24 protein-coding genes are annotated in these 24048 nt (G+C 70.8%); 12 read left to right on the forward strand and 12 right to left on the reverse strand.

Annotated elements, in window-relative coordinates; genetic code table 11:
- Nucleotides 1–63: 63 nt before the first annotated feature.
- Nucleotides 64–630, reverse strand: coding sequence for a GNAT family N-acetyltransferase (locus LCN96_RS49290; protein WP_225269299.1), 567 nt, complete (start codon nt 628–630; stop codon nt 64–66).
- A gap of 82 nt (nt 631–712) precedes the next feature.
- Between LCN96_RS49290 and LCN96_RS49295 the strand changes: the two genes are divergently transcribed.
- Together LCN96_RS49295 and LCN96_RS49300 are read left to right on the forward strand one after the other, a co-directional pair.
- The gene (locus tag LCN96_RS49295; protein ID WP_225269300.1) at nt 713–1603 is read left to right on the forward strand and encodes an alpha/beta fold hydrolase; all 891 of its coding nucleotides are present in this window, start codon (nt 713–715) and stop codon (nt 1601–1603) included.
- Nucleotides 1604–1616: 13 nt separating this feature from the next.
- Nucleotides 1617–2516, forward strand: coding sequence for an oxygenase MpaB family protein (locus LCN96_RS49300; protein WP_225269301.1), 900 nt, complete (start codon nt 1617–1619; stop codon nt 2514–2516).
- Here the strand turns inward: LCN96_RS49300 and LCN96_RS49305 are convergent.
- From LCN96_RS49305 to LCN96_RS49320, 4 genes are all read right to left on the reverse strand, one after another.
- Nucleotides 2470–2694, reverse strand: a complete 225-nt coding sequence (locus LCN96_RS49305; RefSeq protein ID WP_225269302.1) for a hypothetical protein — start codon at nt 2692–2694, stop codon at nt 2470–2472. The genes LCN96_RS49300 and LCN96_RS49305 overlap by 47 nt on opposite strands.
- Nucleotides 2695–2787: 93 nt before the next feature.
- On the reverse strand, nt 2788–3663 hold the full coding sequence (locus LCN96_RS49310) for a RecB family exonuclease (protein WP_225276227.1): 876 nt from the start codon (nt 3661–3663) through the stop codon (nt 2788–2790).
- Nucleotides 3664–3691: 28 nt separating this feature from the next.
- Nucleotides 3692–4402, reverse strand: coding sequence for an MBL fold metallo-hydrolase (locus LCN96_RS49315; RefSeq protein WP_225269303.1), 711 nt, complete (start codon nt 4400–4402; stop codon nt 3692–3694).
- A 40-nt stretch (nt 4403–4442) separates the two neighbouring features.
- Complete coding sequence (locus LCN96_RS49320) at nt 4443–5102, reverse strand: DUF6758 family protein (RefSeq protein ID WP_311132119.1); 660 nt, start codon at nt 5100–5102, stop codon at nt 4443–4445.
- 41 nt (nt 5103–5143) lie between these two features.
- On the opposite strand from LCN96_RS49320, the gene LCN96_RS49325 reads away from it, so the two are divergent.
- The gene (locus tag LCN96_RS49325) at nt 5144–5563 is read left to right on the forward strand and encodes an NUDIX hydrolase (RefSeq protein WP_225269304.1); all 420 of its coding nucleotides are present in this window, start codon (nt 5144–5146) and stop codon (nt 5561–5563) included.
- 2 nt (nt 5564–5565) lie between these two features.
- On the opposite strand, the gene LCN96_RS49330 is transcribed toward LCN96_RS49325, so the two are convergent.
- Nucleotides 5566–8637, reverse strand: coding sequence for a hypothetical protein (locus LCN96_RS49330; protein WP_225269305.1), 3072 nt, complete (start codon nt 8635–8637; stop codon nt 5566–5568).
- Between the two features lie 339 nt (nt 8638–8976).
- Nucleotides 8977–9963, reverse strand: a complete 987-nt coding sequence (locus LCN96_RS49335; RefSeq protein WP_225269306.1) for a CPBP family intramembrane glutamic endopeptidase — start codon at nt 9961–9963, stop codon at nt 8977–8979.
- 99 nt (nt 9964–10062) lie between these two features.
- On the opposite strand from LCN96_RS49335, the gene LCN96_RS49340 reads away from it, so the two are divergent.
- Nucleotides 10063–10752, forward strand: coding sequence for a hypothetical protein (locus tag LCN96_RS49340; protein ID WP_225269307.1), 690 nt, complete (start codon nt 10063–10065; stop codon nt 10750–10752).
- Complete coding sequence (locus tag LCN96_RS49345; protein ID WP_225269308.1) at nt 10749–11297, forward strand: DUF6529 family protein; 549 nt, start codon at nt 10749–10751, stop codon at nt 11295–11297. Before LCN96_RS49340 ends, LCN96_RS49345 begins: the two co-directional genes overlap by 4 nt.
- On the opposite strand, the gene LCN96_RS49350 is transcribed toward LCN96_RS49345, so the two are convergent.
- The gene (locus LCN96_RS49350) at nt 11287–12219 is read right to left on the reverse strand and encodes an HpcH/HpaI aldolase/citrate lyase family protein (protein WP_225269309.1); all 933 of its coding nucleotides are present in this window, start codon (nt 12217–12219) and stop codon (nt 11287–11289) included. The genes LCN96_RS49345 and LCN96_RS49350 overlap by 11 nt on opposite strands.
- A 78-nt stretch (nt 12220–12297) precedes the next feature.
- On the opposite strand from LCN96_RS49350, the gene LCN96_RS49355 reads away from it, so the two are divergent.
- The 4 genes from LCN96_RS49355 to LCN96_RS49370 all read left to right on the forward strand — a co-directional run bounded on the left by LCN96_RS49355 (nt 12298) and on the right by LCN96_RS49370 (nt 16792).
- Nucleotides 12298–13566, forward strand: coding sequence for a DUF3696 domain-containing protein (locus LCN96_RS49355; protein ID WP_225269310.1), 1269 nt, complete (start codon nt 12298–12300; stop codon nt 13564–13566).
- On the forward strand, nt 13556–14521 hold the full coding sequence (locus LCN96_RS49360; RefSeq protein WP_225269311.1) for a hypothetical protein: 966 nt from the start codon (nt 13556–13558) through the stop codon (nt 14519–14521). The genes LCN96_RS49355 and LCN96_RS49360 overlap by 11 nt, the downstream gene beginning before the upstream one ends.
- Before the next feature lie 10 nt (nt 14522–14531).
- A complete protein-coding gene (locus tag LCN96_RS49365; protein WP_225269312.1) occupies nt 14532–16262 on the forward strand; it encodes a DUF262 domain-containing protein in 1731 nt (576 codons plus the stop codon).
- A 161-nt stretch (nt 16263–16423) separates the two neighbouring features.
- Nucleotides 16424–16792, forward strand: coding sequence for a hypothetical protein (locus LCN96_RS49370; RefSeq protein WP_225269313.1), 369 nt, complete (start codon nt 16424–16426; stop codon nt 16790–16792).
- 37 nt (nt 16793–16829) lie between these two features.
- Here the strand turns inward: LCN96_RS49370 and LCN96_RS49375 are convergent, their stop codons facing one another.
- Entirely contained in the window at nt 16830–17777 is a 948-nt protein-coding gene (locus tag LCN96_RS49375; RefSeq protein WP_225269314.1) for an EamA family transporter, read from the reverse strand.
- Between the two features lie 96 nt (nt 17778–17873).
- Here LCN96_RS49375 and LCN96_RS49380 point away from each other — a divergent pair, with 96 nt between their 5' ends.
- Nucleotides 17874–19085, forward strand: a complete 1212-nt coding sequence (locus LCN96_RS49380) for a magnesium transporter MgtE N-terminal domain-containing protein (RefSeq protein WP_225269315.1) — start codon at nt 17874–17876, stop codon at nt 19083–19085.
- Nucleotides 19075–19557 (forward strand): DUF1003 domain-containing protein, encoded by a 483-nt coding sequence (locus LCN96_RS49385; RefSeq protein ID WP_225269316.1) that lies wholly within the window; start codon nt 19075–19077, stop codon nt 19555–19557. The genes LCN96_RS49380 and LCN96_RS49385 overlap by 11 nt, the downstream gene beginning before the upstream one ends.
- Here the strand turns inward: LCN96_RS49385 and LCN96_RS49390 are convergent.
- Nucleotides 19526–20008 carry a MarR family winged helix-turn-helix transcriptional regulator gene (locus LCN96_RS49390; RefSeq protein ID WP_225269317.1) on the reverse strand — a complete coding sequence of 161 codons (483 nt, stop codon included), beginning with the start codon at nt 20006–20008 and terminating at the stop codon, nt 19526–19528. The two genes, LCN96_RS49385 and LCN96_RS49390, sit on opposite strands and share 32 nt — an antisense overlap.
- 157 nt (nt 20009–20165) lie before the next feature.
- On the opposite strand from LCN96_RS49390, the gene LCN96_RS49395 reads away from it, so the two are divergent.
- On the forward strand, nt 20166–21302 hold the full coding sequence (locus tag LCN96_RS49395; protein WP_225269318.1) for an Mrp/NBP35 family ATP-binding protein: 1137 nt from the start codon (nt 20166–20168) through the stop codon (nt 21300–21302).
- Between the two features lie 96 nt (nt 21303–21398).
- On the opposite strand, the gene LCN96_RS49400 is transcribed toward LCN96_RS49395, so the two are convergent.
- Both LCN96_RS49400 and LCN96_RS49405 read right to left on the reverse strand, forming a co-directional pair.
- Nucleotides 21399–21767, reverse strand: coding sequence for a sec-independent translocase (locus LCN96_RS49400; protein WP_225269319.1), 369 nt, complete (start codon nt 21765–21767; stop codon nt 21399–21401).
- A gap of 187 nt (nt 21768–21954) precedes the next feature.
- On the reverse strand, nt 21955–23922 hold the full coding sequence (locus LCN96_RS49405; protein WP_225269320.1) for a trypsin-like peptidase domain-containing protein: 1968 nt from the start codon (nt 23920–23922) through the stop codon (nt 21955–21957).
- Nucleotides 23923–24048 lie beyond the last annotated feature (126 nt).

Below are 24048 nucleotides of genomic sequence, written 5' to 3' on the forward strand. Positions count from 1 at the left end.
GCGCCGCGCCCTGCCGCGCTGCGCCGGGCTGCTCCGTGCCGTCACGTCACGTCACGTGTCACCTCACGTCAGCGTGCGGCGCATGATCGGCCGGGTGGGTGAGCGGCGTTCGACCTCCTCGAACCCCGCCCCCTCGAAGAGCCCCCGCCACCCGTAATACAGCTCCTCGGCCTTCACCCGCTTGTCCGAGTCCTTCGGATACCCCTCGACCACCCGCGCCCCCTGCGAAGCCGCGTACGAGACGGCCCCTTCGAGCAGGGCGGCGGCCACGCCGTGCCCGCGGCCTTCGCGCCGCACGTAGAAGCACGTCACCGACCACACCCCGGCCTCCTCAGGGGAGGCGGGCCGGACGGCGGGGGACCGGAGCAGCCGTGCGTGCTCCTCACGCGGCGCCACGGCGCACCACCCCACCGGACTGCCCGACAGGTACGCCAGCACCCCAGGCGCCCTCTCAGGGCTCTCCACGAGCCTCTGGAGGCGCTTCCTGCGTCCCTCCGGCGGGGTTTCCCGGAATTCGGGCCCGGCGAGCCGGAACCACATGCACCAGCACCCGGAAGCGGCGCCCCGTGGCCCGAAGACCGTCTGCATGTCGTCCCACGAGGTGGCGGGCCGGATCTCTAGATCGCGCATACCTCACAACTCCTCAGAACTCGCACCAGCGTAGTCGACATGCCGGTGTCGAGGCGCTGACCTCTGGGTATTGTTGCCCCACGTGAGTACGCCGCGATTCCTCGACCTGCCTCCTGGCGTCACACCACAGAAGATCGAGACGGCACAGGGCACGTTCGCGGCCCTGGAGGCCGTTCCGGTCAGTGGTGTGGTTGAGCGCTGGCCCGCGCTCCTGATCCCCGGCCTGACGGGCAGCAAGGAAGACTTCATCGCGGTCCTGATGACCCTGGCCCAGTCGGGCCGCCGGGTGGTGGCGATCGACCTGCGCGGCCAGTACGAGACCCCGGGCCCCGACGACCCCGCCGCCTACACGTGCGCGGCCCTCGGGGCGGATGTGGACCTGCTGTCCCAGGTCATCGGCGCCGGCGACCCCGTTCACCTGGTGGGGCACTCGTTCGGCGGGCTGGTGGGCAGGGAGGCGGTGATCGACGGGCGCACGCGGTTCGCCTCGTTCACGCTGATGGGCTCGGGTCCGGGGGCGATCGAGGGCAGGCGGGCCGGCAACGGCAGGAAGATCATGCAGGAGGTGCCGGAGCTGGGGCTGGAGGCCGTCTGGCACGCCAGGTTCGAGCCTGAGGCGCTGGCCCAGGACGTGTCCGACGAGATCATGGAGTTCCTGCACAGGCGCCTGCTCGCCAACTCCCCCACGGGCCTGTCGTGCATGGCCGAGCAGGTGCTGTCGATGCACGACCGTACCGACGAGTTGCGCGAGATCGAGGTGCCCACCCTCGTGCTGTACGGCGAGCACGACGACGGCTGGCCGCCGGAGGCGCAGTCGGAGATGGCCGCCAGGCTCGGTGCCGACTGCGTGGTCGTGCCCGGTGCGGTGCACTCCCCCGCCGTGGAGGCGCCGGAGACGACCGCTGCGGCGCTGGTGCGGTTCTGGAACGCGGCCGAGAAACACTTCTTGGACATCCGATCCAATACGGTGTAACTCTGTACTTACCATGGAAGACATCGTCGTCCAGCCGCCGCAGACCGTGACCTGGCAGGTGCACCTCGACCGCTCGATGTGGGTGGGCGGGGTGCGCGGCCTCATGCTGCAGGCGCTGCACCCGCTCGCCATGCTGGGTGTCTGGCAGAACTCCGACTTCCAGCGAGACCCGTTCGGCCGCCTGCGCCGCACCGCCGACTTCGTGGGGCGGGTGACGTTCGGCAGCCCCAAGGAGGCCGACGAGATCGGCAGGCGGGTGCGCGCCATCCACCGGGCGCTGCGCGTCCGCGACCCCGAGACCGGCAGGACGCACCGGGTGGACGATCCGGAGCTGCTGCTGTGGGTGCACTGCGCGGAGGTGTCGTCGTACCTGGAGGTGGCCAGGCGCGGCGGGCTGGGGCTGAGTGAGCGCCAGGCCGACCGCTACCTGTACGAGCAGCGCAGGAGTGCCACCTACGTCGGCCTGCACCTCGACGACGTGCCCGGCTCGTGTGCCGAGATGGACGCCTACTTCAAGCAGGTGCGGCCCGTCCTGCGCGTGACGCCCGAGGCGGCCTCGACCGTGCGGTTCCTGCTGTGGCCGCGGCTGCCGCGTGAGCTGCGGATGTTGTCGGCGGGCAAGCCCGCCTACTTCCCGTTCGGCGCGCTGTGCTACTACACGCTGCCCGACTGGGCCAGGCGCATGTACGGCGTGCTGCCCGAGGTGCCGGGCACGGCCGTCACCGCCGGGCTGAAGGCGTTCAGGCTCAGCCTCAACTCGCTGCCCGAGCCCGTGCACGACCGGGCCTTCATGCCCGCCACCCGGCAGATGCTGCGGGCGGCCAGGGAGCGGCTGGGCGCGGCGGGCTACGACGTCGGCAAGGGGCTCAAGGGCCTGAAGGATCCTCGCCGCTGGCCCCGGCGGGCCGCCTGACCGGCAGCAGCACGGCGGCGGCGAGCACGGGCCAGGCCGTACGCGCCGCCAGCATCGTGCAGGAGCCGGCGAGCAGCAGGGCCGAGCCCGACACCAGCACCACGCGCATCCCGGCCCGCCTGGCCAGCGTCACGGCGAGCGGCGTGACGACGATGCCGAGCCCGGCGAGCGGCAGCACGAGCAGCCCCGCGACGTGCGCGGGTTGAACAGCGCACCCAGCGCCACCACAGCCGGTAACCGGCCCACATGCTTCACACAGGGTGCATAACCGCTATTCGGCCAGGCCATCCCAAGGCTGGCGATCGGGACCGGCCGCCTGGCCCTCGGGGCAGTGGCGGCGGAAGTCGCACCAGGAGCAGATCGGCCCGGGGCTGGGCGCGAACAACTTGTCGACGTCGGCGGGGACCTCGGCGGGGCCGATGGCCTGCCGGTCGCCGGCGGGGCGGCGCGGCCCGGGCCGCTCGCCCACGGCGGCCCGGTAGCGGTCGTCGGCCTCCGACGCCTCCATCGCGACCTCTTCGGCGCGGGCCAGGTGACGGGCCAGGGACTCCTCGGTGTGCCGCCACTCGACGACCTCGCCGGTGGGCAGGTGGTGCAGCTCGACCGTGCGGCACGGGGTGCGCATCATGGCCGAGGCCGCCACCGCGTACACCGCCAGGGCCAGCGAGGAGCGGGCGTCGTCCTGCGTGAGCGGGCGGCGGCCGGTCTTGTAGTCGACCACGACCAGCTCGTCGCCGCGCCGGTCGAGCCGGTCGATGCGGCCGGACAGGGCGATGACCCTGGTGCGGGTGGCGACCGTGCGCTCGACGCCGACCGGGTCGTCGGACGGATCCAAAGTCGCGACATATCCGGACACGAGGTCGCGGGCGCGGCCCAGCCAGCGTGCCGACTGCTCGGCGTCCCTGAACCCCTCGGTGATCCACCCGTTCGTCAGGAGGATGGCCGCCGTCAGCGGGGTCCTGCGCTCGTACGGCTCCCGCCACCAGCCCGCCAGCGCGTTGTGCACGCTCGCACCCACGCTGTTGTGCGCCCAGGCGGGCCCCTTGGACGGCTGCGGCCGGTCGAGGTAGGTGAACCGGTAGCGGCGCCGGCAGTCGAGCCAGGTGTTCAACCGCGACGGCGTGCACGAATAGAGCCGCCGCGGCATCCCGTCCAGCGGTAGCTGGCCCTGCACCTCAGTCGTCGCCCAGCTTGATCCCGGAGATCCTGGTGCCGTCGGTCAGCGGGCCCTCGCTCGCCGGCTCCGTCTCGACCCGGGTCAGCGAGCCGGACACCCAGTCGTCGAAGTGCGGCTCCAGGTCGCCGACCGTCACCTCGTCGCCGTGCGCGGCCAGCACCCGTGTGTCGCCGGGGAGCGTGAACAGCCGCCCGCCGATCGAGGTGAGCTGGTCGGCCAGGGCCGGATACTCGCCGCCCAGCTTGCCGGGGCCGTCGGCCTGCAGGGCCTTGCCCGTGAACACGGCCCCGAGCGCCTCGCAGTAGAGCGACACGCCGCCGGGCGTGACGCCGGGCGTCTCCATGACGTCGAGCTGGACGTCGGCCACGCCGAAGATGCCGTCGTCCTCCATGTCGATGTCGGGCCAGGTCTCGCGCCAGGTCTCCCGCCACAGGGGCTTGTCCTTGGGATGCAGGGCGACGACGGCCTCGTCCCGGCTGGCCACCTCGATGGCGGCCCCGACGTGGTCGGGCAGGCCCGCCGTGCAGATGACGGCCAGCACCTCCCGCTCGCCGACCTGCTCCAGGATCTTGTCGGCGTCACGCGAGGCGTCGATGACGATCACCTCGTCGTCGTCACCCACGATCCAGGTGTTGTTCTCGACCTTGTGCTCGGTGCCGTCGATGTCGACGACCCCTTCGGTCACCACTCGCTCGATACGCGCTGTCACGCCTCCGCACTCTAGTCCGTTCGCCTGACAGCGCGAATCGCTAATCTTCGAGTCTCGGTGAAAAGGCCCCGAACGGGACGTCCAGCTCGTGATCACGGGCGTCGAGCAGCGACAGCTCGGCGAGCGCGATCACGCAGCCCGCGTCGGCCGGCCAGGCGATCGCCCACAGCCAGTTGCCCATCGCCTCGCCCGCGTAGACGGCCCGGTCGTCCTGGCCGTCCACGCACCACAGGGCGGTGGGATGGCCCAGCACGGTGATCTTCGCGTTCGGCGGGCCCGAGTCGAAGCCCTCGCCCGGATCGGGCCCGTCGAGCCCGGCGAACGCCGCGCCCAGCCCGATGCCCGGTTCCTCGGCGATCAGCAGCAGGTCCGCCGGCCCCTCCATCAGCGACGGCCCGGTCAGCGCGACCAGGCTGGCGCGCGCGCCGGTGCGCTGGTCGCCCACCTCGCCGAAGCCGGTCACCAGCCAGCCGACGGGCAGCGGCCATGGCAGCCACACGGGCACGACGGAGCTCTTGCGTATCGCATGCAGCGCGGTGCTGGTCGGCGGCCACGGAGGCTGATACGGCAGGACATCTCCGTGCGTGTCACATCGAAACGCACTCGACCAGGCGCTCGGCCCGTGAAGCGGGCCAAAGCACCGTGGACAGGTTGGAGCCGCTCTCACAACTACCCACGGTGCTTTCTCCGGCACGGCCACGTCAAGGCCAGTGTCCGTTATCCCGTCGTAATCTTGGTCACGTGCGCGTAAATTGTGTGGGCGCGATCATCTTCGACGCCGCCGGCCGGCTGCTGCTCGTCCAGCGCGGTCGCCCGCCGGGCCAGGGCCTGTGGTCCGTTCCGGGCGGGCGGCTGGAGCCCGGCGAGAGCGACGAGGCGGGGGTGCGCCGCGAGGTGCTGGAGGAGACCGGGCTGCACGTCGTGGTCGGCCGCCTGGCCGGCACGGTGGACCGGCCGGGGCCCGGCGGGGTCACGTACGTGATCCGCGACTACCTCGCCACCGTGTCCACCGCGTCGTCCCCTGCGTCCGGCGGAGCCCCCGCCGCAGGGGACGACGCGGCGGACGTGCGCTGGTGCGACCGCGAAGACCTCGCCCGGCTGCCCGTGACGGAGGGCCTGCTGGAGGCCCTGGCCGAGTGGGGCGTGCTGCCCGCGCGGTAGTCCTACCGGCTGGAGGTGAGGCTGGACGTCCACAGGATCAGATGGTCGGCGCTGTACGTCGTGGACCGGCCGAGCGCCACGACCTCCGCCCCGTCCACGGCCACCGCCGACAACCACTGCGTGCCCTGGCCCGCCAGGCGGTCCTTGGTGAGCGCCATGCGGTTCCACAACAGGCCGTCCTGGGACGTCCAGGCCGCGCTGTCGCCCTCGCCGGGCACGCCGTGCCAGCCGACCGCCACCAGGCCCTCCTGGGCCGCCGCCAGGTCGTACACGGCCGCCGCCCGGTCCGCGGGCAGCCAGGCCGTCTCCCAGCTCTGGCCGTCGTCCTCCGAGACGGCGGCGAACGCGCGCCGCGCCCCGTTCGTCAGCGCCGTGCCGATGGCCACGAGCTTGCCCTGGTACGTGGTGATCCGCCGCAGCCCTGCCGACGTGGCGTCCGGCGGGGCCACGCTCTCGCGGGCGGCCCAGTTCACGCCGTCCGCCGAGTGCCAGACCACCGTGCGCTCCTGGTCGGCGGTGCCCGAGCCGCCCACGGCCACGTACCCCTCGCCGGCGGCGATCGCGTCGTGCACCCGCACGCCCACGCCGCCCTGCGGCAGCTTGTTGGAGCGGGTGTACTTGCGCATGTCGGGCGTGAACCACATGGCGGCGCTGACGGTGCCCGCCTGGTCCCGCGACTCGCCGGCCAGCACGTAGCCCTCCCGGCCCGCGGTCACCACGTCGGTGCGCAGGTAGGGCTGATCGGGCCGGCGCGCCAGGTCGCCGGTGACGTTGACCCGCTTCCAGCTCTCGCCGTCGGCGGAGGTGACGAGCAGGGGGTCGGTGACGCCGGCGTTCGGCGCGGTGCCGCCGACCGCGAGCCAGCCCCGGCCCCCGTGCGCGACGTCCTCCAGCGTCTGCCTGCCGGTGCCGCCCAGGCTCATGGACTTCCAGCTCTGCCAGTTCTTGATCGTCCACAGGCCGGCGTCGCCCGAGGCGGAGCCGACGGCCACGTACCGGCCGTCGTGGCTGGCCAGCGCGTTCGTCTCGCGGGCCATCCTGGTCAGCCCCTCGACCTCGCCGAGCTGCACCCGCGCGGCGTCACCGCGCGGCGGCGCGGCCATGAGCACGAGCTGGTTGTCCACGTCGGAGGCCGCCTGGTCGCCACCGGCGAACAGGGTGCCGCCGTCGGAGATCGTGAACCCGCGCAGCGTGGCGCCCGTCAGGTTGCCCAGATCGGCGCGCTTGGCCCACGAACGCCCGTCCGTGGTGGTCAGCACCGTGTACGAGCCCATCCCGCCGGGGCTGATCGCGGCCACCCCCGACGGATAGGAGATCATCGACTCCACGCCCACGCTCTCGGGGGCCAGGCCGCCGATGGACCCGCACTGCGACCACTGCGCCCCGGTCGGGGAGCAGTAGACCCGCACGTCGCCCTCGACCGTGCGGCGCCGCGTCGGCACCAGCACGAACTGCTTGGGCAGCACCGCCACCGTCCCCGCGCGCGGGTCGGTGGCCTCGGGGAGCTGGAAGCCGGTCGCCTGCCAGTCGCGCCCGCCGTTCGCCGAGCGCAGCACCCGCGATCCCTCGCCGTCCGCGGGGACTCCGATGGCCACGACCGTGTCGCCCTTGGCGACCACGGCCTTCAGCTCCCGTACTCCCAGCTCCCTGGTCTCGACGCGTTCCCAGGCCCGGCCCTCGTCCGAGCGCCAGGCCGCCGGGCCCGTGCCGCCGTCGTCGCCCGTCGTCCGTCCGACCGCGACGAACCCCGAGCCCGTCCGCGCGATGTCCTCGATGCGGTCACCGGCACGGAACGCGGCCAGCCCCGACGCCTCCACCGCCGTCCAGCTGTAACCGTCGGTGCTGGTCCACAGGCCGCGCTCCCCCGTGCTCTCGTCGCCGCCGCTGGCCAGCCACCTGCCCTCGCCGCCGACCACGCGCCGCACGATGGCCGTGGAGGCGCCGTTGACCTGGCCGAGCCGCCAGGTCTTGCCGCCGTTCGGGGAGAACAGGAAGAGCGGGCGCGGGGTCGGGCTGGTCGTGTCGCTGCCGACCGCCACCACGGCGCGGCCCACCGAGGTCATGTCGTTGAGCTTCTGGTCGGTGCCGACGCCGGCGGCGGGGATCGTGAACAGCTCGTCCCCCGAACGTCCGGTGCCCGCCTCCAGGCGCAGGCCGGTGGCGTCCTCGTCGTTCCACTGCCAGACGAGCACGCCGGTGGCCACCAGGACGGCCGCGGCTACTGTCAGGACGATCGGGATGGCTCTGGTGCCGCGGCGGGCGGGGGTGGATCTGCGGACGGCGGCGGGGGCCGGACCCCTGTGGTGGCGGCCGCCCTGGGTGGCGGGGGTGCTCGCGGCCAGCAGGTCGGGCCTGGTGGGGCGGCCCGCCGGGGGGCGACCGACCCGCCGCACCTCGGGCTCGTCGCCGTCGGGGGCGTCGAGGGCGTCCGGCTCCGGCTCGGGCGCGCGGGGCTCGGCGGCCGGCAAGGGATACACCAGCTTGTACGGCGGCGTGCGGTCCTTGCGCTCCCCGTTGCCGGTCGTGGCGCCTTCGCCCGCCTCGTCGCGCGCTACAGCGTCGCCCTCGGGCCGTGGGCGGGGCACGCGCGGCACGTCGGCCTGCGACGCGGCCACGGCTTCGGAGCCAGGAGCCTCGCCGCGCAGTGCCTCGCCACGGACGGCCTCAGCGCGGGCGGCCTCGCTGCGCGCCGCCTCCGAGCGCGCCGCATCGCTGCGGGCATCCTCGCTGCGGACAGCCTCCGAGCGCGCCGCCTCGGAGCGGGCAGCGTCGGAGCGGGCAGCGTCGGAGCGGGCGGCCTCACTACGGGCGGCCTCGGCTTCGGCGGCTTGGAGTGGCGCGTCAGGCCGGCCCGCCGTGGACGCGGCGGCCTCCGGCCGGGGGTCGCCCGGGGGCGGGCCGCTGTCCGGGCGGGGCGGGCCGCCGGCGACGAGCTTGTCGGGCCGGTTCACCACGCGCCGGGGCCTGCGCCGCGGCTCGTCCTCGGCCTCCGCCGTCGGCGAGCTGTATGGCCTGCGCCCCTTGGGCGGCTCCTGCGGCTCCTCGTCGGGGATCGGGGCGGCGAACGGCGGCATCCCCCACGGGGAGACCAGCGGTAAGCCGCGGGCCCGGTCGTCGGTGGGACCGGGTGGCGAGTGGCTGATCCTGGGCTCTTCAGAAGGGGAATGGGGTTCGGATGCGCCCTCGGGTCGAGGGTCGTCTTCCGGCGGTCGCCGTGGCGGTTCGCTGGGGCCGGAGGCCACGCGCCGTACCTCCTAGTCGAGCTCGTCGTACAGGTCGTTCCCGGCCGCGTACGCGGACCGTTCCAGGGCGGCGCGGAGGGACCCGCGCCGTCCCGACAGCATCCAGACCAGCATGACTCGGCCGGAAATACGAGACCTCTCTAGCGAGATTCCCCCCACCTCACGCCGGTTTTATTCCGAAATAGTCCTGATTGACTGCTTTTTAGCTAGATACATCACACCAAACGCATACACCCCGAGCTGCACCACGGTCCCGGCCAGCGCCTGCCACGGCACCGGCGTCTTCGCCTGATCCAGCGCGTCCTCCAACTCGCCCGCCGCCGCACTGAGCCCGAAGGCCACCACGTTGTTGACCACGTGCAGCGCGATCGGCGCCTCCAGCCCGCCGGTGCGCACCGCCAGCCACGCCATCACGGCCCCGAACGCGAACACGTCCACCAGCCCCGCCCACGAGTACCCGTGCAACGACGCGAACAGCGCGGAGCCGATGAGGATGGACCAGACGGGGTTGCGCACGTGCGCCCCGACGGCCTGCATGAACCAGCCGCGGAAGACGTACTCCTCGGCCGCCGCCTGGAACGGCACCAGCAGCAGGATCACGATGATCAGCGGCAGGAAGGCCGACCACCCGGCCCAGCCGAACATGCCCGAGTCCTGGCCGGAGACCGACAGGGCGAGCCACTGCGCCACCTGCCCGAGCACCAGCGCCAGCACGGCCACCGCCGCGCACCGGGCCATCCAGGACCAGCGCAGCCGCCCCACCACGGACGAGAGCGTCCCCGGGCGGCGCCGCTGGACGAGCGCCGTCGTCCCCCACACGACCAGCAGCACGGGCGCGATGGACAGCAGCGTCATGGCCAGCCCGTACGCGTTGCCCCTGGGCAGCCCCGTCTCCGGGTCCACCGCCTCGGGCAGGCCGAAGAGCTCCGTCCCGAGCATGAACAGGATCACGACCACGATGCCGACCGCCAGGAAGCCGGCGCCGACGATCAGCGTGCCGACGATCGCCCGCCACGGCCGCACCCCGGGGATCGCGGCGAGGTGGTCGAACCGGGCCCCGCGCGGGACGGCCACGAACCACGGCGGCGGCTGCCGCGGGTACGGATACCCGGCCGCCTGCGCGCCGGAAGGAAATTGGGGCCCCGGATTTTCCTGCATATCTCCATTCTGTCCGCTTGATGCGCATTAGTTCACAGACGGTCCACCGTTTTAGGCGGATGCTCGTGGTCGTAGGCAATTCGACCCTGGGAGCAGTCCATGTCAAGGCTGGGACCTGTCATCACCCTCGCGGCGGGAGCAGTGCTCGCCCTGGGGCTCGGTGTCGCCAGCACCATCGCGACGCCGGCGGCCGAGGAAACGGCCGCCAACACCGCTGCGGAAGCACCACCTGTGGAGGAGAACACCGCGGCCGCATCACCCTCCCCCTCTCAGACGGCGCCCAAGAAGATCGCCAAGGCCGACTACGGCGGCCGGGTGAAGGGCAACGGCGCCCTCATCGCCATCTCGATCAGGAACGGCAAGGCCGTCGGCTACTTCTGCGACGGCAGGACCGAGGCCTGGTTCAAGGGCTCGGAGTCCGACGGCCGGCTCCAGCTCAAGGGCGTGGCGAACGCCGGTTCCAAGGTGACGGCCGAGCTGGGCGGCGGCCGGGCCGAGGGCTGGGTCTCCGTCGGCGGCAAGAGGTGGGACTTCACGGCGCCCACCGTGGTCAAGCCGTCCGGCCTGTACCGCGCCACCGCCATGGTCAGGGGCGCCAGGCTGCGCGCCGGCTGGATCGTGATCAAGAACCCGAACGGCGGCTACTACCAGGTCGGCGCCGCCTTCGCCGGAGAGGAGCAGCTCGACATCCCGCAGCTGAACAGCGAGCAGCCCACCGCCCCCGTGACCGTGGACGGCACCACCGTCAACCCCGAGGACGTCGACGGCTTCATCGAGGAGATGCAATGACCGCCACCCACCAGCAGCACCGCTCCCCCAGCGTGACCTCGTTACTGGTGCCGCTGCTCGTCGGCGGGCTCGTGGTGCTCGCGCTCGGCGTGTACGGCCGGGCGCACACGCCGACGGGGTTCGCCGTCGGCGTGGCGGGCTTCTCCGCGGCGCTGCCGATGAAGGTCTGGCTGACCACCGGCGCGTTCGTGCTGGCGTTCGTGCAGGTGGTCTCGGCCCTGTCGATGTGGGGCAAGCTCGGGATCGACATCCCGCCCGCCGTGCACCGCTGGTCGGGCCGGCTGGCGTTCGTGCTCACGATCCCGGTCGCCTTCCACTGCCTGTACGCCCTCGGCCTGCAGTACGACGTCCCGCGCGTGCTCGCGCACTCGTTGCTCGGCTGCTTCTTCTACGGCGTGTTCACCGCGAAGATGCTGGCCCTGCCCAAGCGCGACACGCCGGGCTGGACGCTGCCCGTGCTCGGCGGGCTGGCGTTCACGGCGCTCGTCGGGCTCTGGCTGACCTCGTCGTTCTGGTTCTTCACCGCCGTCGGCTTCAAGGTGTGAAGCTCTTCGTCCTGCTCAGCCCGGCCGCCCGTCCCTTGGCGGCCACGACGAGCGCCATCTTCCTGGAGGCCTCGTCGATCATCTCGTCGCCCAGCATGACCGCGCCGCGCTTCTCGACGGTGGTGTAGTGCTCGTACGCCTCCAGGATGAGCTCGGCGTGGTCATAGTCCTCCTGCGCCGGCGAGAACACCTCGTTGGCGGCGTCCACCTGCGCCGGATGCAGCACCCACTTGCCGTCGAACCCCAGCGCCGCCGCCCGCCGCGCGACCCTCGTGAAGCCCTCGACGTCCTTGATCTGCAGGTAGGGCCCGTCGATCACCTGGAGGTCGTGCATCCTGGCCGCCATGAGCAGCCGCATGAGGATGTAGTGGTAGGCGTCGCCCTCGACGTAGCCGGGCGGCTGCTCGCCGACGACCAGCGTGCGCATGTTGATGGAGGCCATGAAGTCGGCGGGGCCGAACACGAGCGTCTCCAGCCGCTTCGACGACCCGGCGATGGCGTCGGCGTTCACCAGGCCGCGGGCGTTCTCGATCTGCGCCTCGATGCCGATGCGGCCCACCTCGTACCCCATGGTCTTCTCGATCTGCGTGAGCAGCGTGTCGAGCCAGACCACCTCGGTCGGGTCCTGCACCTTGGGCAGCATGAGGCAGTCGAGGAACGCTCCCGCCCCCTCGACGATCTCGATCACGTCGCGGTACGTCCACTGCGTCGTCAGGTCGTTCACCCTGACCACGCGGGTCTTGCCCGTCCAGTCGCCCTCGCGCAGGGCGGTCACGATGTTGGCCCGCGCCTCCTGCTTGGCCAGCGGCGCGACGGAGTCCTCCAGGTCGAGGAAGACCTCGTCCACGGGCAGGGTCTGGGCCTTCTCCAGGAACCGGGGGTTGCTGCCGGGCACGGCCAGCACTGAACGTCGTGAGCGCATGCGGACACGCTACTGGACCAGGCAATGGCGCTTTCCGAAACCCGACGGCACCAGTCGGGACCCAGCTAGAGTTGCGCCATGGTCCTGCTGCGCATGGCGGTTGACAACTATCGTTGCTTCAAGGAGCGGCAGGAAATCGAGCTTCGTCCCATCACCGTGGTGCTCGGCAAGAACAACTCCGGTAAGAGCGCACTCACGCGGCTGCCGCTCCTGCTGGAGACCGGGATTCGCACGGGTTCCACCCTTCCGCTCGATGTCGACGCTCTCGGCGACGACCCGCCCGATTTCCTCGACCTCGTCTACGGCCGGAATGTGCATCGCGCACTGAGACTGGAGTTCGCAGCGGGAGACCTCCGTCATGAGGTACGAGTGAAGGCGACGATCCAGAACATCGCCGAGCGGCGGACTCAGTTCGTCAGTGAACTGGAGATCGACTTTCGGGGCAGACGGGTGAATCTGGAGTGGCTCGGGGCCGACGTCGCGACGTACTCGATGACCGTGAACGACGGCCCCTCAGTCGAGACGCATGTCACCTTCCGCGGGCTGCTCCCCCTCAGAGCCGACCACCCCGATCTCCCCGATGGCGGGCGCGACTGGCTCCAATCGCTCCGCTTCAGCATCAGGCAAGACATCGAGAGCACTCGCTATCTGAGCGCCTACAGGCAACGTCCGGCCAGGCTCACGCGCTTGCCGTCGCGGATGGCGGCAGAGGTCGGCGCTGCCGGCGAGAATGCCACGGGCATGCTGGTCAACGATCACGTCCGCGGGGATCGGACCTTGCTGGGATGCGTCAACGAGCTCCTCGGGGACAGTCTCGCCGGTTGGCGGCTTGAGATCGAGGCGCAGGGGCCGATGTACTCGGTCAACCTCCGGTCGGTGGCCGATCCCGCCCTCAGCGTCAATCTGCTCGATTCAGGCACCGGTGTCGCACAGGTTCTGCCCCTGCTCGTGCAACTGGCGGCCGACAGGAACGCCACGCCTCCTTACCGACGGTTACTGCATGTGATCGAAGAACCCGAACTCCACCTTCATCCGGCCTTTCACGCACTGCTGGCGGACCTGTTCATCGGGGGGGCGAAGCGCGGCAGGGGCCGCTTCCTGATCGAGACCCACAGCGAGACCATGTTGCTGCGGCTCCGCCGCCGCATCGCCGAAGGACGGATATCGTCGGACGACGTGGCCATCCACTTCGTGGATCACAGCGCGGGGTCATCCCAGGTGCGGCGCATCAACATCGATGATCTCGGCAATCTCGACTACTGGCCCAGTGGTGTCTTCTCGGAGGATTTCGAGGAGACCAAGAAGCTGGCGGAGGCCCAGTTCGCCCGCGAGCGCCATGAGAGTTGAGCTGACGAGCGAGGCGTTCACCACCGAGGGCTTCGGCCTGATCGTCACGCTCATGCAGTACTTCGTCGAGAGCCGCCACGATTGGGTGGTGGATCCGGGCCAGCTCGGGGGGGTCGATGACTACTTCCGGGATCACGCGCCGAAGATGGCCCAGACCTACGGTTTGCTCGCGAGCAAGGGCCTGGTCAGCCAGGCATGGACGGGCACGGCGGCGCCACGTTCCCGCCTGGTGTCCATAGGCCGCGAGAGCTTGTCCGACCATGTGTGGGATCTGGGTCGATCGGCGCGGTTCGTCGTGGAGAACCAGGAGGGCGACCGGGCGTTCGTTCTCGCCCTCGCCCACGTCTTCGGCGCCAAGGACATCGTGGAGGCCTGCGAGAAGGGATGGCTCGAGTTCGTCCAGGGCGGCGGCAGCGGCGAGGTGCCCAAGGTCGTCAGACACGAGGAAGCAGCCTTCAGGCAGGTCAAGCGCGTGGCTTTTCTCCTGGACAGTGATCGGCTGATACCCGGCGAGCGCTCCAAGCACGAGGCGGCGGTGACCGAACTGCGGGCACTCGGGATATCCGGCCACATCCTGGACTTCCGCGAGGCGGAGAACTACGTCCCCAACCGTATTTTAGCCGCGATCATCGAACACCCGGAAAGACTGACGGAAAAAATTCGTCATTTGAAAACGCTCACGCCGCCACAGCGAGCCCACTTCGACATCAAAAACGGGTTCTGGGATCGCAAGAAATTCTGTGCGGCCGTCCCTGCCGCGCAGCAGGACCTCTACGGCGATCTGGCCGAAAGCGTTAGGGTCGGACTGCGGCACGGCTTCGGGCATGGCCTCACCTTGGTCCTCCATCGGGAGGCAGAGGCGGGCAACGTGAAGGAAACCGATTTCGCCGCGCTCGGCCCCACGGTGGCCGAAGAACTGAAGACGCTGCTCGCACTGGTACGAGAGATCATCTAGGAACTCAGGCATGGCTGACAGGCAAGACGAACAAGGGCTGAACGGCCCCGAGGAGTACGCGGGGTCCGCCAATGAGATAGGAGTGCGCCCGGATGTCAACCTCCTGGAGACCTTCCTGGAGAACGTCCGCAAGGGTCAGCTTCGGGTTCCGAAGTTCCAGCGCCCTTTCGTCTGGCGCCCCGATCAGATGCTGGACCTGTTCGACAGCATCGAGCGAGGTTATCCCATTGGCAGCATGCTGCTCTGGGAAACTCCCGCAGCGCTCGAAAGCCTGGAGCACGTCGGCGGCCTCGCGATACCGGACGTGCCGCCCGGCCAGAGTGCGACCTACATCCTCGACGGGCACCAGCGCCTGTCCACTCTGTACGCCAGCCTCTATCGTCCCGCCGCCTCCGATCCCAGTGATTCCACGGACTGGATCTGGCACATTTACCGGGCGCTGGGCCAGCGTGACTCCCGCGCCAATCGTTATGTGCATTGGAAACATCCGAGCACACCGCCGGCACACTATCTCCCGATACGCTCGGTGCTCAGAACCCTGGACTTTCTCGCCTACGCCCGCAACCTGGCCAAGACCATGGGCGACGATCCTTTCTATGACGAACTGATCGAGGAGGCGGAGCAGGTCGCGCAACGAATCAAGTCGTACAAGGTCTCGGTCGTGACTCTCCTCGGCGGTAATCTCGCCCAGGCCGTCGAGGTCTTCTCCCGGGTGAACAGCAAGGGCCAGTCGATGAGCCCTGACCAGATGGTGTCCGCCCTCACCTACAAAGGCAGCGGCGAGGAAAGCCTCGCGAACAGCATCGCGGCCATCCTCGACCGGGTCGCGGCCGAAGGGTTCGGGGAGATCAACTCCACGACCGGATTCCGTGCCCTGCTCGCCGTGGCCGGCGAAGAGGAGGTGACCGGTGCCCGATGGGACGTCCTCGCCAGGCGGATGGAGGGGAAGGTCTCCCAAGCGGTTCAGGACACGGACGTCGCCCTGTCCAGAGCGGTCGCCTTCCTCCGCGACGACCTCGGGGTCCCGCTCGCCCGGCTCATCCCCTACAACAACCAGCTCATGCTGCTCACACTGTTCTTCCATCTCCGTCCTGAGCCCTCCGCTGAACAGGTCGAGGTGCTGACCCGATGGTTCTGGATCACAGCATGGTCCGGACGCTTCGCCAGTGTGAACTCGACCACCAGCAGGCAGTCCATCCAGGACATGCGGGCGTTCGCCGACGGGGAGAAGAGCCTGCCCGAGTTCGCCGGGACTCAGGGCATGTTCGACTTCGCCGATCAGCGGGCTCGCCCTTACCCCGACAGGTTCGACCTACGCAGTGCACGCGTCCGGGCCTACCTTCTGTGGGAACTCACGGAATTTCCGCTGAGAACAACTCCCGGAGGAAGGCAGTACTCGGCTGTCGAAGCCATCCGGCGCCTGGACTCTGCGGCGTTCCGGAGAATCTCCAACAAGACCGGCCTGCCCAATGGATCCAATCCCGCGAACCGGTTGGTCCTGGAGGTCAATCCGGGCCTCACGGCGCGCTCGTATCTGCATGACCTGCGCCATTCGCCCTCGGGCCTCGGTGATCTGGGCATACCCGATATGGCCTTCGACTTGCTGGCGGCAGGAGACGACGAAAGGTTCATCGATCTGCGGGCGGCCGAGCTCGCCCGCAGGGAGCGCCGGTTCATCGAGTCAGTGGGCGCCATCGTGCCGCGGACCTACACCGGCGAGGCGGAAATCGATACCGAATGATCCGTCGTGCCTCGCACACGGAGCCGTACGGCTCGGCCCAGCCGGGCACTCGGGGGTGCCGAGCGCTCGGCGGCCCAAGCGGACGGGGCTGCGAGCAATCTTCCGCATGCCCCTCATGACAGGATCGTGGTGGCGGTGCTTCGCGGGCTACAGTCGGATCCGTGAGCGATAACACCACCGCCATCGAGGAGGGCGCCAAGAAGTCCGGCATCCTCTGGCTCACCCTCGACCGTCCCCGCCTGGCCTGGCATGCCTGGCACGACGGCGCGATCTACCTCGTGACGGGCGGCGAGGAGCAGGCCCTGCCCGGGCTCGACGCGCTCGACCGGGTGCGCGTGACGCTGCGCAGCAAGGACAACGGGGCCAGGCTGGTGGAGTTCGAGGCCGCCGTGTCGGCCGTCGACCAGGCCGCGGCGCCCGAGGCCGTGGCGGTGCTGGCCAAGGAGCGGCTCAACGCCCGCGACAGCGAGCACCTGCCCGAGCGCTGGGCCCGCGAGTCCACCGTGTGGCGCCTCGTCCCGCAGCGATGACCTCCTGCGGTCGCCCCGCGGCGATGACCTCCTGCGGTCATCCCGCGGCGGTGACCGCCTCCGGCTGCTCCGCCGCCTGCGGCTGATCGCCGGAGGTGGCGGTCTGGGCGAGCAGCGCGCCCGAGAGCACGAGCAGGCCGCCCACGATCTGGAAGACGCCGAGCGTCTCGCCGACCAGGGCCCAGGCGACGATGGCGCCGCCGATGACCTCCAGCGACGCGACGGTGGCGCCCACCGCGGCCGACAGCCGCCGCACCGCGTTGACCCCCAGGATGTACGCGATCACGGTGGCGATCAGCACCATCCACAGGTAGGCCCCCAGCACCGGCAGCCGCAGCCCGCCCTCCGGCGCGGCGGTGACCGTGAAGGCGTCCCACGGGATGTTCCACGGCCGGGCGAACGGGATCAGCACCACGGCCGCCCCCGCCATGCCCCAGGCGATCAGGCCGAGGGGATCGACGTCGTCGCCGAAGCTATCGTTCATCAGGAAATATCCGGCGCAACACGCTCCGGCCAGCAGCCCGAGCAGCAGGCCCAGCGCGTCCAGGCGGAGGCCCTGCCAGGCCTCCACGACGATGCCGAGGCCGAGGACCGCGACGACGGCGCCCACGTACGCGGCGCGCGCGAGCCGTACCTTGCGGATGACCCGCACCCAGGCCACCACCATCACCGGCGCCATGAACTCCAGCAGCAACGCGATCCCCACCGGCAGCCGCGTGATCGCCACGAAGTACAGCGCCTGCACCCCGGCCACGGCCATGACCGCGTACAGCGCGAAGAACGGCAGCCTGGGCCCGGGGATGCGCAGCGCCCGCGGCCTGACGACGGCCAGCACGGCCAGGAGCAGCAGCCCCGCGCCCGCCATCCGCGTCCAGACGGCCTCGATCGGCGCCAGCCCGGCGGCGATGAGGTACTTGGCCATCGGGCCGGAGAACGCGAAACAACACGAGGAGACGAACGCCAGCGCGAGCCCCGCATACCTCATCGCACACCATCCGTAACGTAATCACCGTTTAGCGGGTTTGATACTGACACGCCGGACGTCCAAGGTGCAATGCCGGGGCACTGTTAGCCTGGCCAGGTGAAGATCTTCGTGGCCCGGCTCCCCGGGACCCCGGTCTTCGACCCGGCGGGAGACCAGATCGGCCGGGTCAGAGACGTCGTGGTCGGGCTGCGCATCGGCGGGCGCCCCCGGGTGCACGGCCTCGTGGTGGAGGTGCAGCCGCGCCGCCGGGTGTTCCTGCCCATCACCCGGGTACGCCGCATCGAGGCGGGATCCGTGGTCTTCACCGGGCGGCTGAACATGCGCAGGTTCGAGCAGCGAGGCACCGAGACGCTGGTCATCGGCCAGATGCTCGACCTCACCGTGAGCGTCGGCGGCGAGCCCATGACGGTCTACGACGTGGCCATGGAGGAGCTGAAGCCGTCCGCCTGGGAGATCACCAAGGTCGCCGTCTACAAGGGCAGGCGGCGCGAGCCGCGCACGGTGTCGTGGGCGGAGGTGTCGGGGTTCGACACGCTGCAGAAGGACCAGGGGGCGGCCGGGCTGATCGCCGCGTTCGAGTCGCTGCGCGCCGCCGACATGGCCAGCGCGCTGCACGACCTGCCGACCAAGCGGCGCATCGAGATCGCCCGCGCGCTGCACGACGACCGGCTGGCCGACGTGCTGGAGGAGCTGCCGCCCGACGACCAGATCGGCATCCTGGGCACGCTGGAGCCCGAGCGGGCGGCCGACGTGCTGGAGGAGATGGGGCCCGACGACGCCGCCGACCTGCTGCACGACCTGCCGGCGGAGCAGGCGGCGAAGCTGCTGGCACTGATGGAGCCCGGGGAGGCGGCGCCGGTGCGGCGGCTGCTGACCTACCCGGAGACCAGCGCGGGCGGCGTGATGACCAGCGAGCCGGTGATCCTGCCGCCCACGGCCACCGTGGCCGAGGCGCTGGCGCACATCAGGCAGCAGGACCTGACGCCCGCCGTGGCCTCGCAGGTCTACGTGACCCGGCCGCCGACCGAGACGCCGACGGGGGCCTACCTGGGGGTCACGCACTTCCAGCGGCTGCTGCGCGAGCCGCCGTCCACGCTGCTCGGCGGCGTGCTCGACCCCTCGATCGACCCGATCAGGCCGGACTTCACGCTGCGGCAGGTGACCTACTACCTGGCCAACTACAACCTCGTCGCCGCCCCCGTCGTGGACGAGCTGGGCCGCCTCGTCGGCGCCGTGACGGTGGACGACGTGCTGGACCACATGCTGCCCGAGGACTGGCGGGAGAGGGCCGACGACCGTGACGACTGACCGTCTCGACCAACCCAGGGACCTGCGCCGCACGCTGCGCCCGCACTACGACCCGGAGGCGTTCGGCCGGCTGTCGGAGCGGATCGCCCGGTTCCTCGGCACCGCCAGGTTCCTGGTCTACATGACCGTGTTCGTCGTGGTCTGGGTCGTCTGGAACGCGACGGTGCCGGAGGGGTGGAAGTTCGACCCGTACCCGTTCATCTTCCTGACGCTGATGCTGTCGCTGCAGGCCAGCTATGCCGCGCCGCTGATCCTGCTGGCCCAGAACCGGCAGGACGACCGCGACCGCATCCAGTACGAGCAGGACCGCGAGGCCGCCGAGCGCAACCAGGCCGAGATCGAGTATCTGACCCGCGAGATCGCGGGCCTGCGCCTGGCGCTGAACGAGGTGGCCACCCGCGACTACCTGCGTGCCGAGCTGGGCCGGCTGCTGGAGGAGCTCAGGGAGCCGGGGCGCGACGCGGCGCGCTGAGCTCGTCCTCCAGTCTGGTCAGCAGGCGGCGCACCTGGGCCAGCTCCCCCGCGCCGAGCATGTCGAGGAACTGCCTCCTGATGCCGCGCAGGTAGGTCGGCGTGGCCTCGGCCAGCCGGGCCGCGCCGCGCTCCGTCAGCACCGCGAACAGGCCGCGGGCGTCGTCGGCGCACGCCTCGCGCGCCGCCAGGCCGTCGCGCTGGAGCCGGTCGATGAGCCTGGTCAGGCCGCTGCGCGAGAGCAGGACGCGGTCGGCCAGGTCGTTCATGCGCAGCCGCCGGTGCGGGGCCTCGGCGAGCTGCATGAGCACCTCGTACGAGGCCAGCGGCAGGTCGTGCGCGACGAGCAGCTCGCTCTCCAGATGGCGCGTGACGCGCACCTGCGCACGCTGCACCATGCGCCAGACCGCCAGTTCCTCGGCGGTCAGGCTCTCGTCGCGCAGAAGAGTCACGGAGTAACCTTAGACGTTGTTGCACAGACATCTAACAGTGCGGATTAACCCAGCGCGGGCTCTGGTTCATACCATGGAGGGGCATCCTCGCTGGCGCTCAGCGCCTGTCACACACATAGACAAAGGAGGGACGGCACTCCCTCGTGCCGAGACTTCGATGGCACCAACCCAGGAACTCGTGACGGCGGCACTGTCCACCGTCATCGACCCCGAGATCCGTCGTCCTATCACGGACCTCGACATGGTCAAGAACATCGAGATCGCTCCCGACGGGGCGGTGCGCGTAGGCGTCTACCTCACCGTGGCCGGGTGTCCGATGAAAGACACCATCAGCCGCGACGTCACCACCGCCGTCTCCAAGGTGGAAGGTGTGACGGGCGTCCAGATCGAGCTCGACGTCATGAGTGCCGAGCAGCGCAAGACGCTGCAGACGAAGCTCCGTGGCGACCGCGGGCCCGAGAAGGAGATCCCGTTCAACCAGCCGGGCTCGCTGACCCGCGTCTTCGCGGTGGCCAGCGGCAAGGGCGGGGTCGGCAAGTCCTCCGTCACGGTCAACCTGGCCGCCGCCATGGCCGCCAGTGGCCTGAAGGTGGGCATCGTCGACGCCGACATCTACGGTCACAGCATCCCTCGCATGCTGGGCGCCGCCGAGCGCCCCACCAAGGTCGAGGACATGATCATGCCGCCGGTGGCGCACGACATCAAGGTCATCTCGGTGGGCATGTTCAAGCCGCCGGGCAACACGCCGGTGGTCTGGCGCGGGCCCATGCTCGACCGGGCGCTGCACCAGTTCCTGGCCGACGTCTACTGGGGCGATCTCGACGTGCTGCTGCTCGACCTGCCGCCGGGCACGGGCGACATCGCCATCTCGGTGGCGCAGCGGCTGCCGGGCGCGGAGATCCTCGTGGTGACCACGCCGCAGATGGCCGCCGCCGAGGTGGCCGAGCGGGCGGGCTCGATCGCCGCCCAGACCCACCAGCAGATCGCCGGCGTCATCGAGAACATGGCCTGGCTGCCCTGCCCGCACTGCGACGAGCGCATCGCCGTCTTCGGCGAGGGCGGCGGCCAGACGGTGGCCGACGCGCTGACCCGCACGCTCGGCGCGCGCGTGCCGCTGCTCGGCCAGGTGCCGATCGACATGCGCCTGCGCGAGGGCGGCGACGAGGGCAAGCCGCTGGTCCTCACCGACCCCGACTCGCCGGCCGCCGCGGAGCTCAGGAACATCGCGGCCGGGCTGAGCAAGCGCTCCTCCAGCCTGAAGGGCCTCCAGCTCGGCCTGGCGCCGCGCCGCTGACCTTCCGGCACACTTCCGGCAGTTCCGGCGCTTCCGGCACGCGAAAGCCCCCTCCGCACCCGGAGGGGGCTTTTCCAGGCCCGCTGTACGGCTTCGTCAGGTGGCTTCGGAGTCGTAGGGCGGCAGCTCCCCGTAACTCAGCTCGTCGACGGGCTCAGGCGGATACGGGGCCGCGGCGACGGGCTCCAGCTCGCGCGGCTTGCCGTTGTCGTTCCAGTCGTCCTCGAGGTCGTCCAGCAGGTGCTTGCGGACGAAGTTACGCGGGTTGAGGTCGGCCGGGTCGAAGTTCTGGAACTCGGGGCCCAGGCCCGCCCGCAGGTCGTCACGCGCGTTGTTGGCCATCCGGCGCAGGTTGCGCAGGGTCTTGCCCGCCTGCGCAGCGGCCTGCGGCAGCCTTTCCGGACCGAAGACGAGCAGCGCGATGACGATCAGCGCTCCGATCTCCATCCACCCGAGTCCGAACACCGTGAGCTCCTACGCAGTCAAACCTCTCCGAGGACAACCCCGGCCTATCCACAGACTAAGGGCTCCATCGGGTAGGTCGGTCGTCTCCCCCGGGTCATATCATCCGCGAACCCCGGAAAAAGCAGCCGCGCCGCGCGGGACCCGAGGGCCCCGCCGCGGCGCGGCGGGCGAGGAACCGGACGCAGGGTCAGGAGGGCGAGGGGGTGGGCTCGTCCTCGGCGACCACGGTGAGCGTGGCGGTGCGCTCCTGACCGGCGCGCTGGTACTTGATGTTGATCTTCGAGCCGGGCGTCTTGCTGCGGATCAGGGCGATCAGCTCGTTCCCGTCCTGCAACGCCAGCCCGTCGATCTCCAGGATCACGTCACCGGCCTGCAGCCCGGCCTGGTCGGCGGGCCCGCCCTTGGTGACCGGCTGCTGGCCGCCGGCGGGCTCGGAGGCGATGCGGACGCCCTGGCCCTTGTAGTCCTTGTCCAGCACGATGCCGATCTTGGGCCGCTTGGCCTTGCCGGTCGTGATCAGCTCTTCCGCCACCCGCCGCGTCTGGTTGACCGGGATGGCGAAGCCGAGGCCGATGCTGCCGCTCTGGCTGCTCATCGAACGGCCCAGGGTGGCGATGGCCGAGTTCACGCCCACGACCTCGCCCCTGCCGTTCACCAGCGGGCCGCCGGAGTTGCCCGGGTTGATGGCGGCGTCGGTCTGGATGGCGCTGATGTAGGCCGGCTCCTCCGAGCTCGTGCCCGTCTCGTCGCCGGCGATGACCGGGCGGTTGAGCGAGCTGACGATGCCGGTCGTCACCGTGCCGGTCAGGCCCAGCGGGGAGCCGATCGCGATGACGGGGTCGCCGACCACCACCTGGTCGGAGTTGCCGAGGGTGATCTCCGGCGTGCCGAACGTCTCCTCCGGCTTGACCACCGCCAGGTCCGAGCCGGGGTCGCGGCCGATGATGCGGGCTGTGGTGGTCTTGCGGTTGTTGAACATGATCCGGATCTCGCCGCCGTTGGCCGCCAGCGCGACCACGTGGTTGTTCGTGACCACGTAGCCGTTCTTGATCAGAAAGCCGGAGCCGGACGCGCCCTCGGTGTTGCTGCCGTTGCCGACCTCCAGCGAGACGACGCTGGGCAGCACCCGGGCGGCCACGCCCGCGACCGAGTCGGGCTCGCGGTTGGTGGCTCCCGTCGGGAGCGGGCCGAGGCTGTAGGAGGGGTCGTTGCCGCTGCTGGGCCTGGTCAGCAGGTACGTGCCCACGCTGCCGAACAGGGAGGCCACCAGGGCGATGACCACGGCCATGGCGACCAGGAGACCGGTGCTCGGCCCCCGCTTGGCGGCACCCGCGCCACCGGGGGGCGGCGGCGCCCAGCCGGGGCCCATCCCGAGCGCCTGGCGCGGGGGCGGCGGCTGCGCGGGACCGCCCGCCTGGCCGCCGGTCGGGCCGCCGGTCGGGCCGCCGTAGCCCGGCGAGCCGCCGAACGGCGGGCCTTCGTAGGAGCGGGCGCCGCTGTCCGGCGCGCCGAAGAACGGGCTGTCGTAGACGCGCGTGCCGTTGTCGGGCCGCGCCCCGCCCTCGGGCGGGCCGAAGGAGGGGCCGCTGTCGTGCGAGCGGGCCGCCGCATCGGGCGGGCCGAAGGAAGGGCCGCTGTCGTACGAGCGCGTCCCCGTGTCAGGCGGGCCGAAGGAAGGGCCGCTGTCGTACGAGCGCGTCGCCGCCTCCGGCGCCCCGAAGGCGGGCCGGCCGTCGGGCGGGCCGAACGAGGGCGTGCCGTACTGGGGGCCGGTCTGCGTGGGGTTGTCCTGGCCGGGACCAGGCGCGCCGTAGGAGCCGTTGCGCGGCGAGGACTCCCCGGATGCGGGACCGGGCGATGTGCCTTGCGAGGAGCCCTGTGGAGAGCCCTGGGGAGAGCCCGGTGAGGAGCCCTGTGACGGGCCGTACGGGGAGCCGTACGGCGACTCGTACGAGCGGGACTCGTAAGGCGGCGAGCCATAGCCCTCGGCACGCCCGGACGGGTCGCCCCACGTGGTGCCGAACGAGGCGGGCGGCTCGGGCCGCCTGCCGTCCTGTTCGGGCCTGTCGTCAGCGGGTAGGAAATCCGGCCGCCCCTGTGGCTCGGGGGAGTCCGACGGTGTGCGTCCTTCGGTGGACCGCGTCTCGTCGGTCATCTAAGTCTCACCACTCCTTGGCTCGGCCACCGCAATCCTCGCTCTTGCGGCATACGAGGGTTATAAAGGTTTTGTCAGGACTTGCTTGTGACAATTCCCGAACCCAGATCGTATGCCCCACGCGCC

This window comes from Nonomuraea gerenzanensis (assembly GCF_020215645.1).
Lineage (GTDB): Bacteria > Actinomycetota > Actinomycetes > Streptosporangiales > Streptosporangiaceae > Nonomuraea > Nonomuraea gerenzanensis.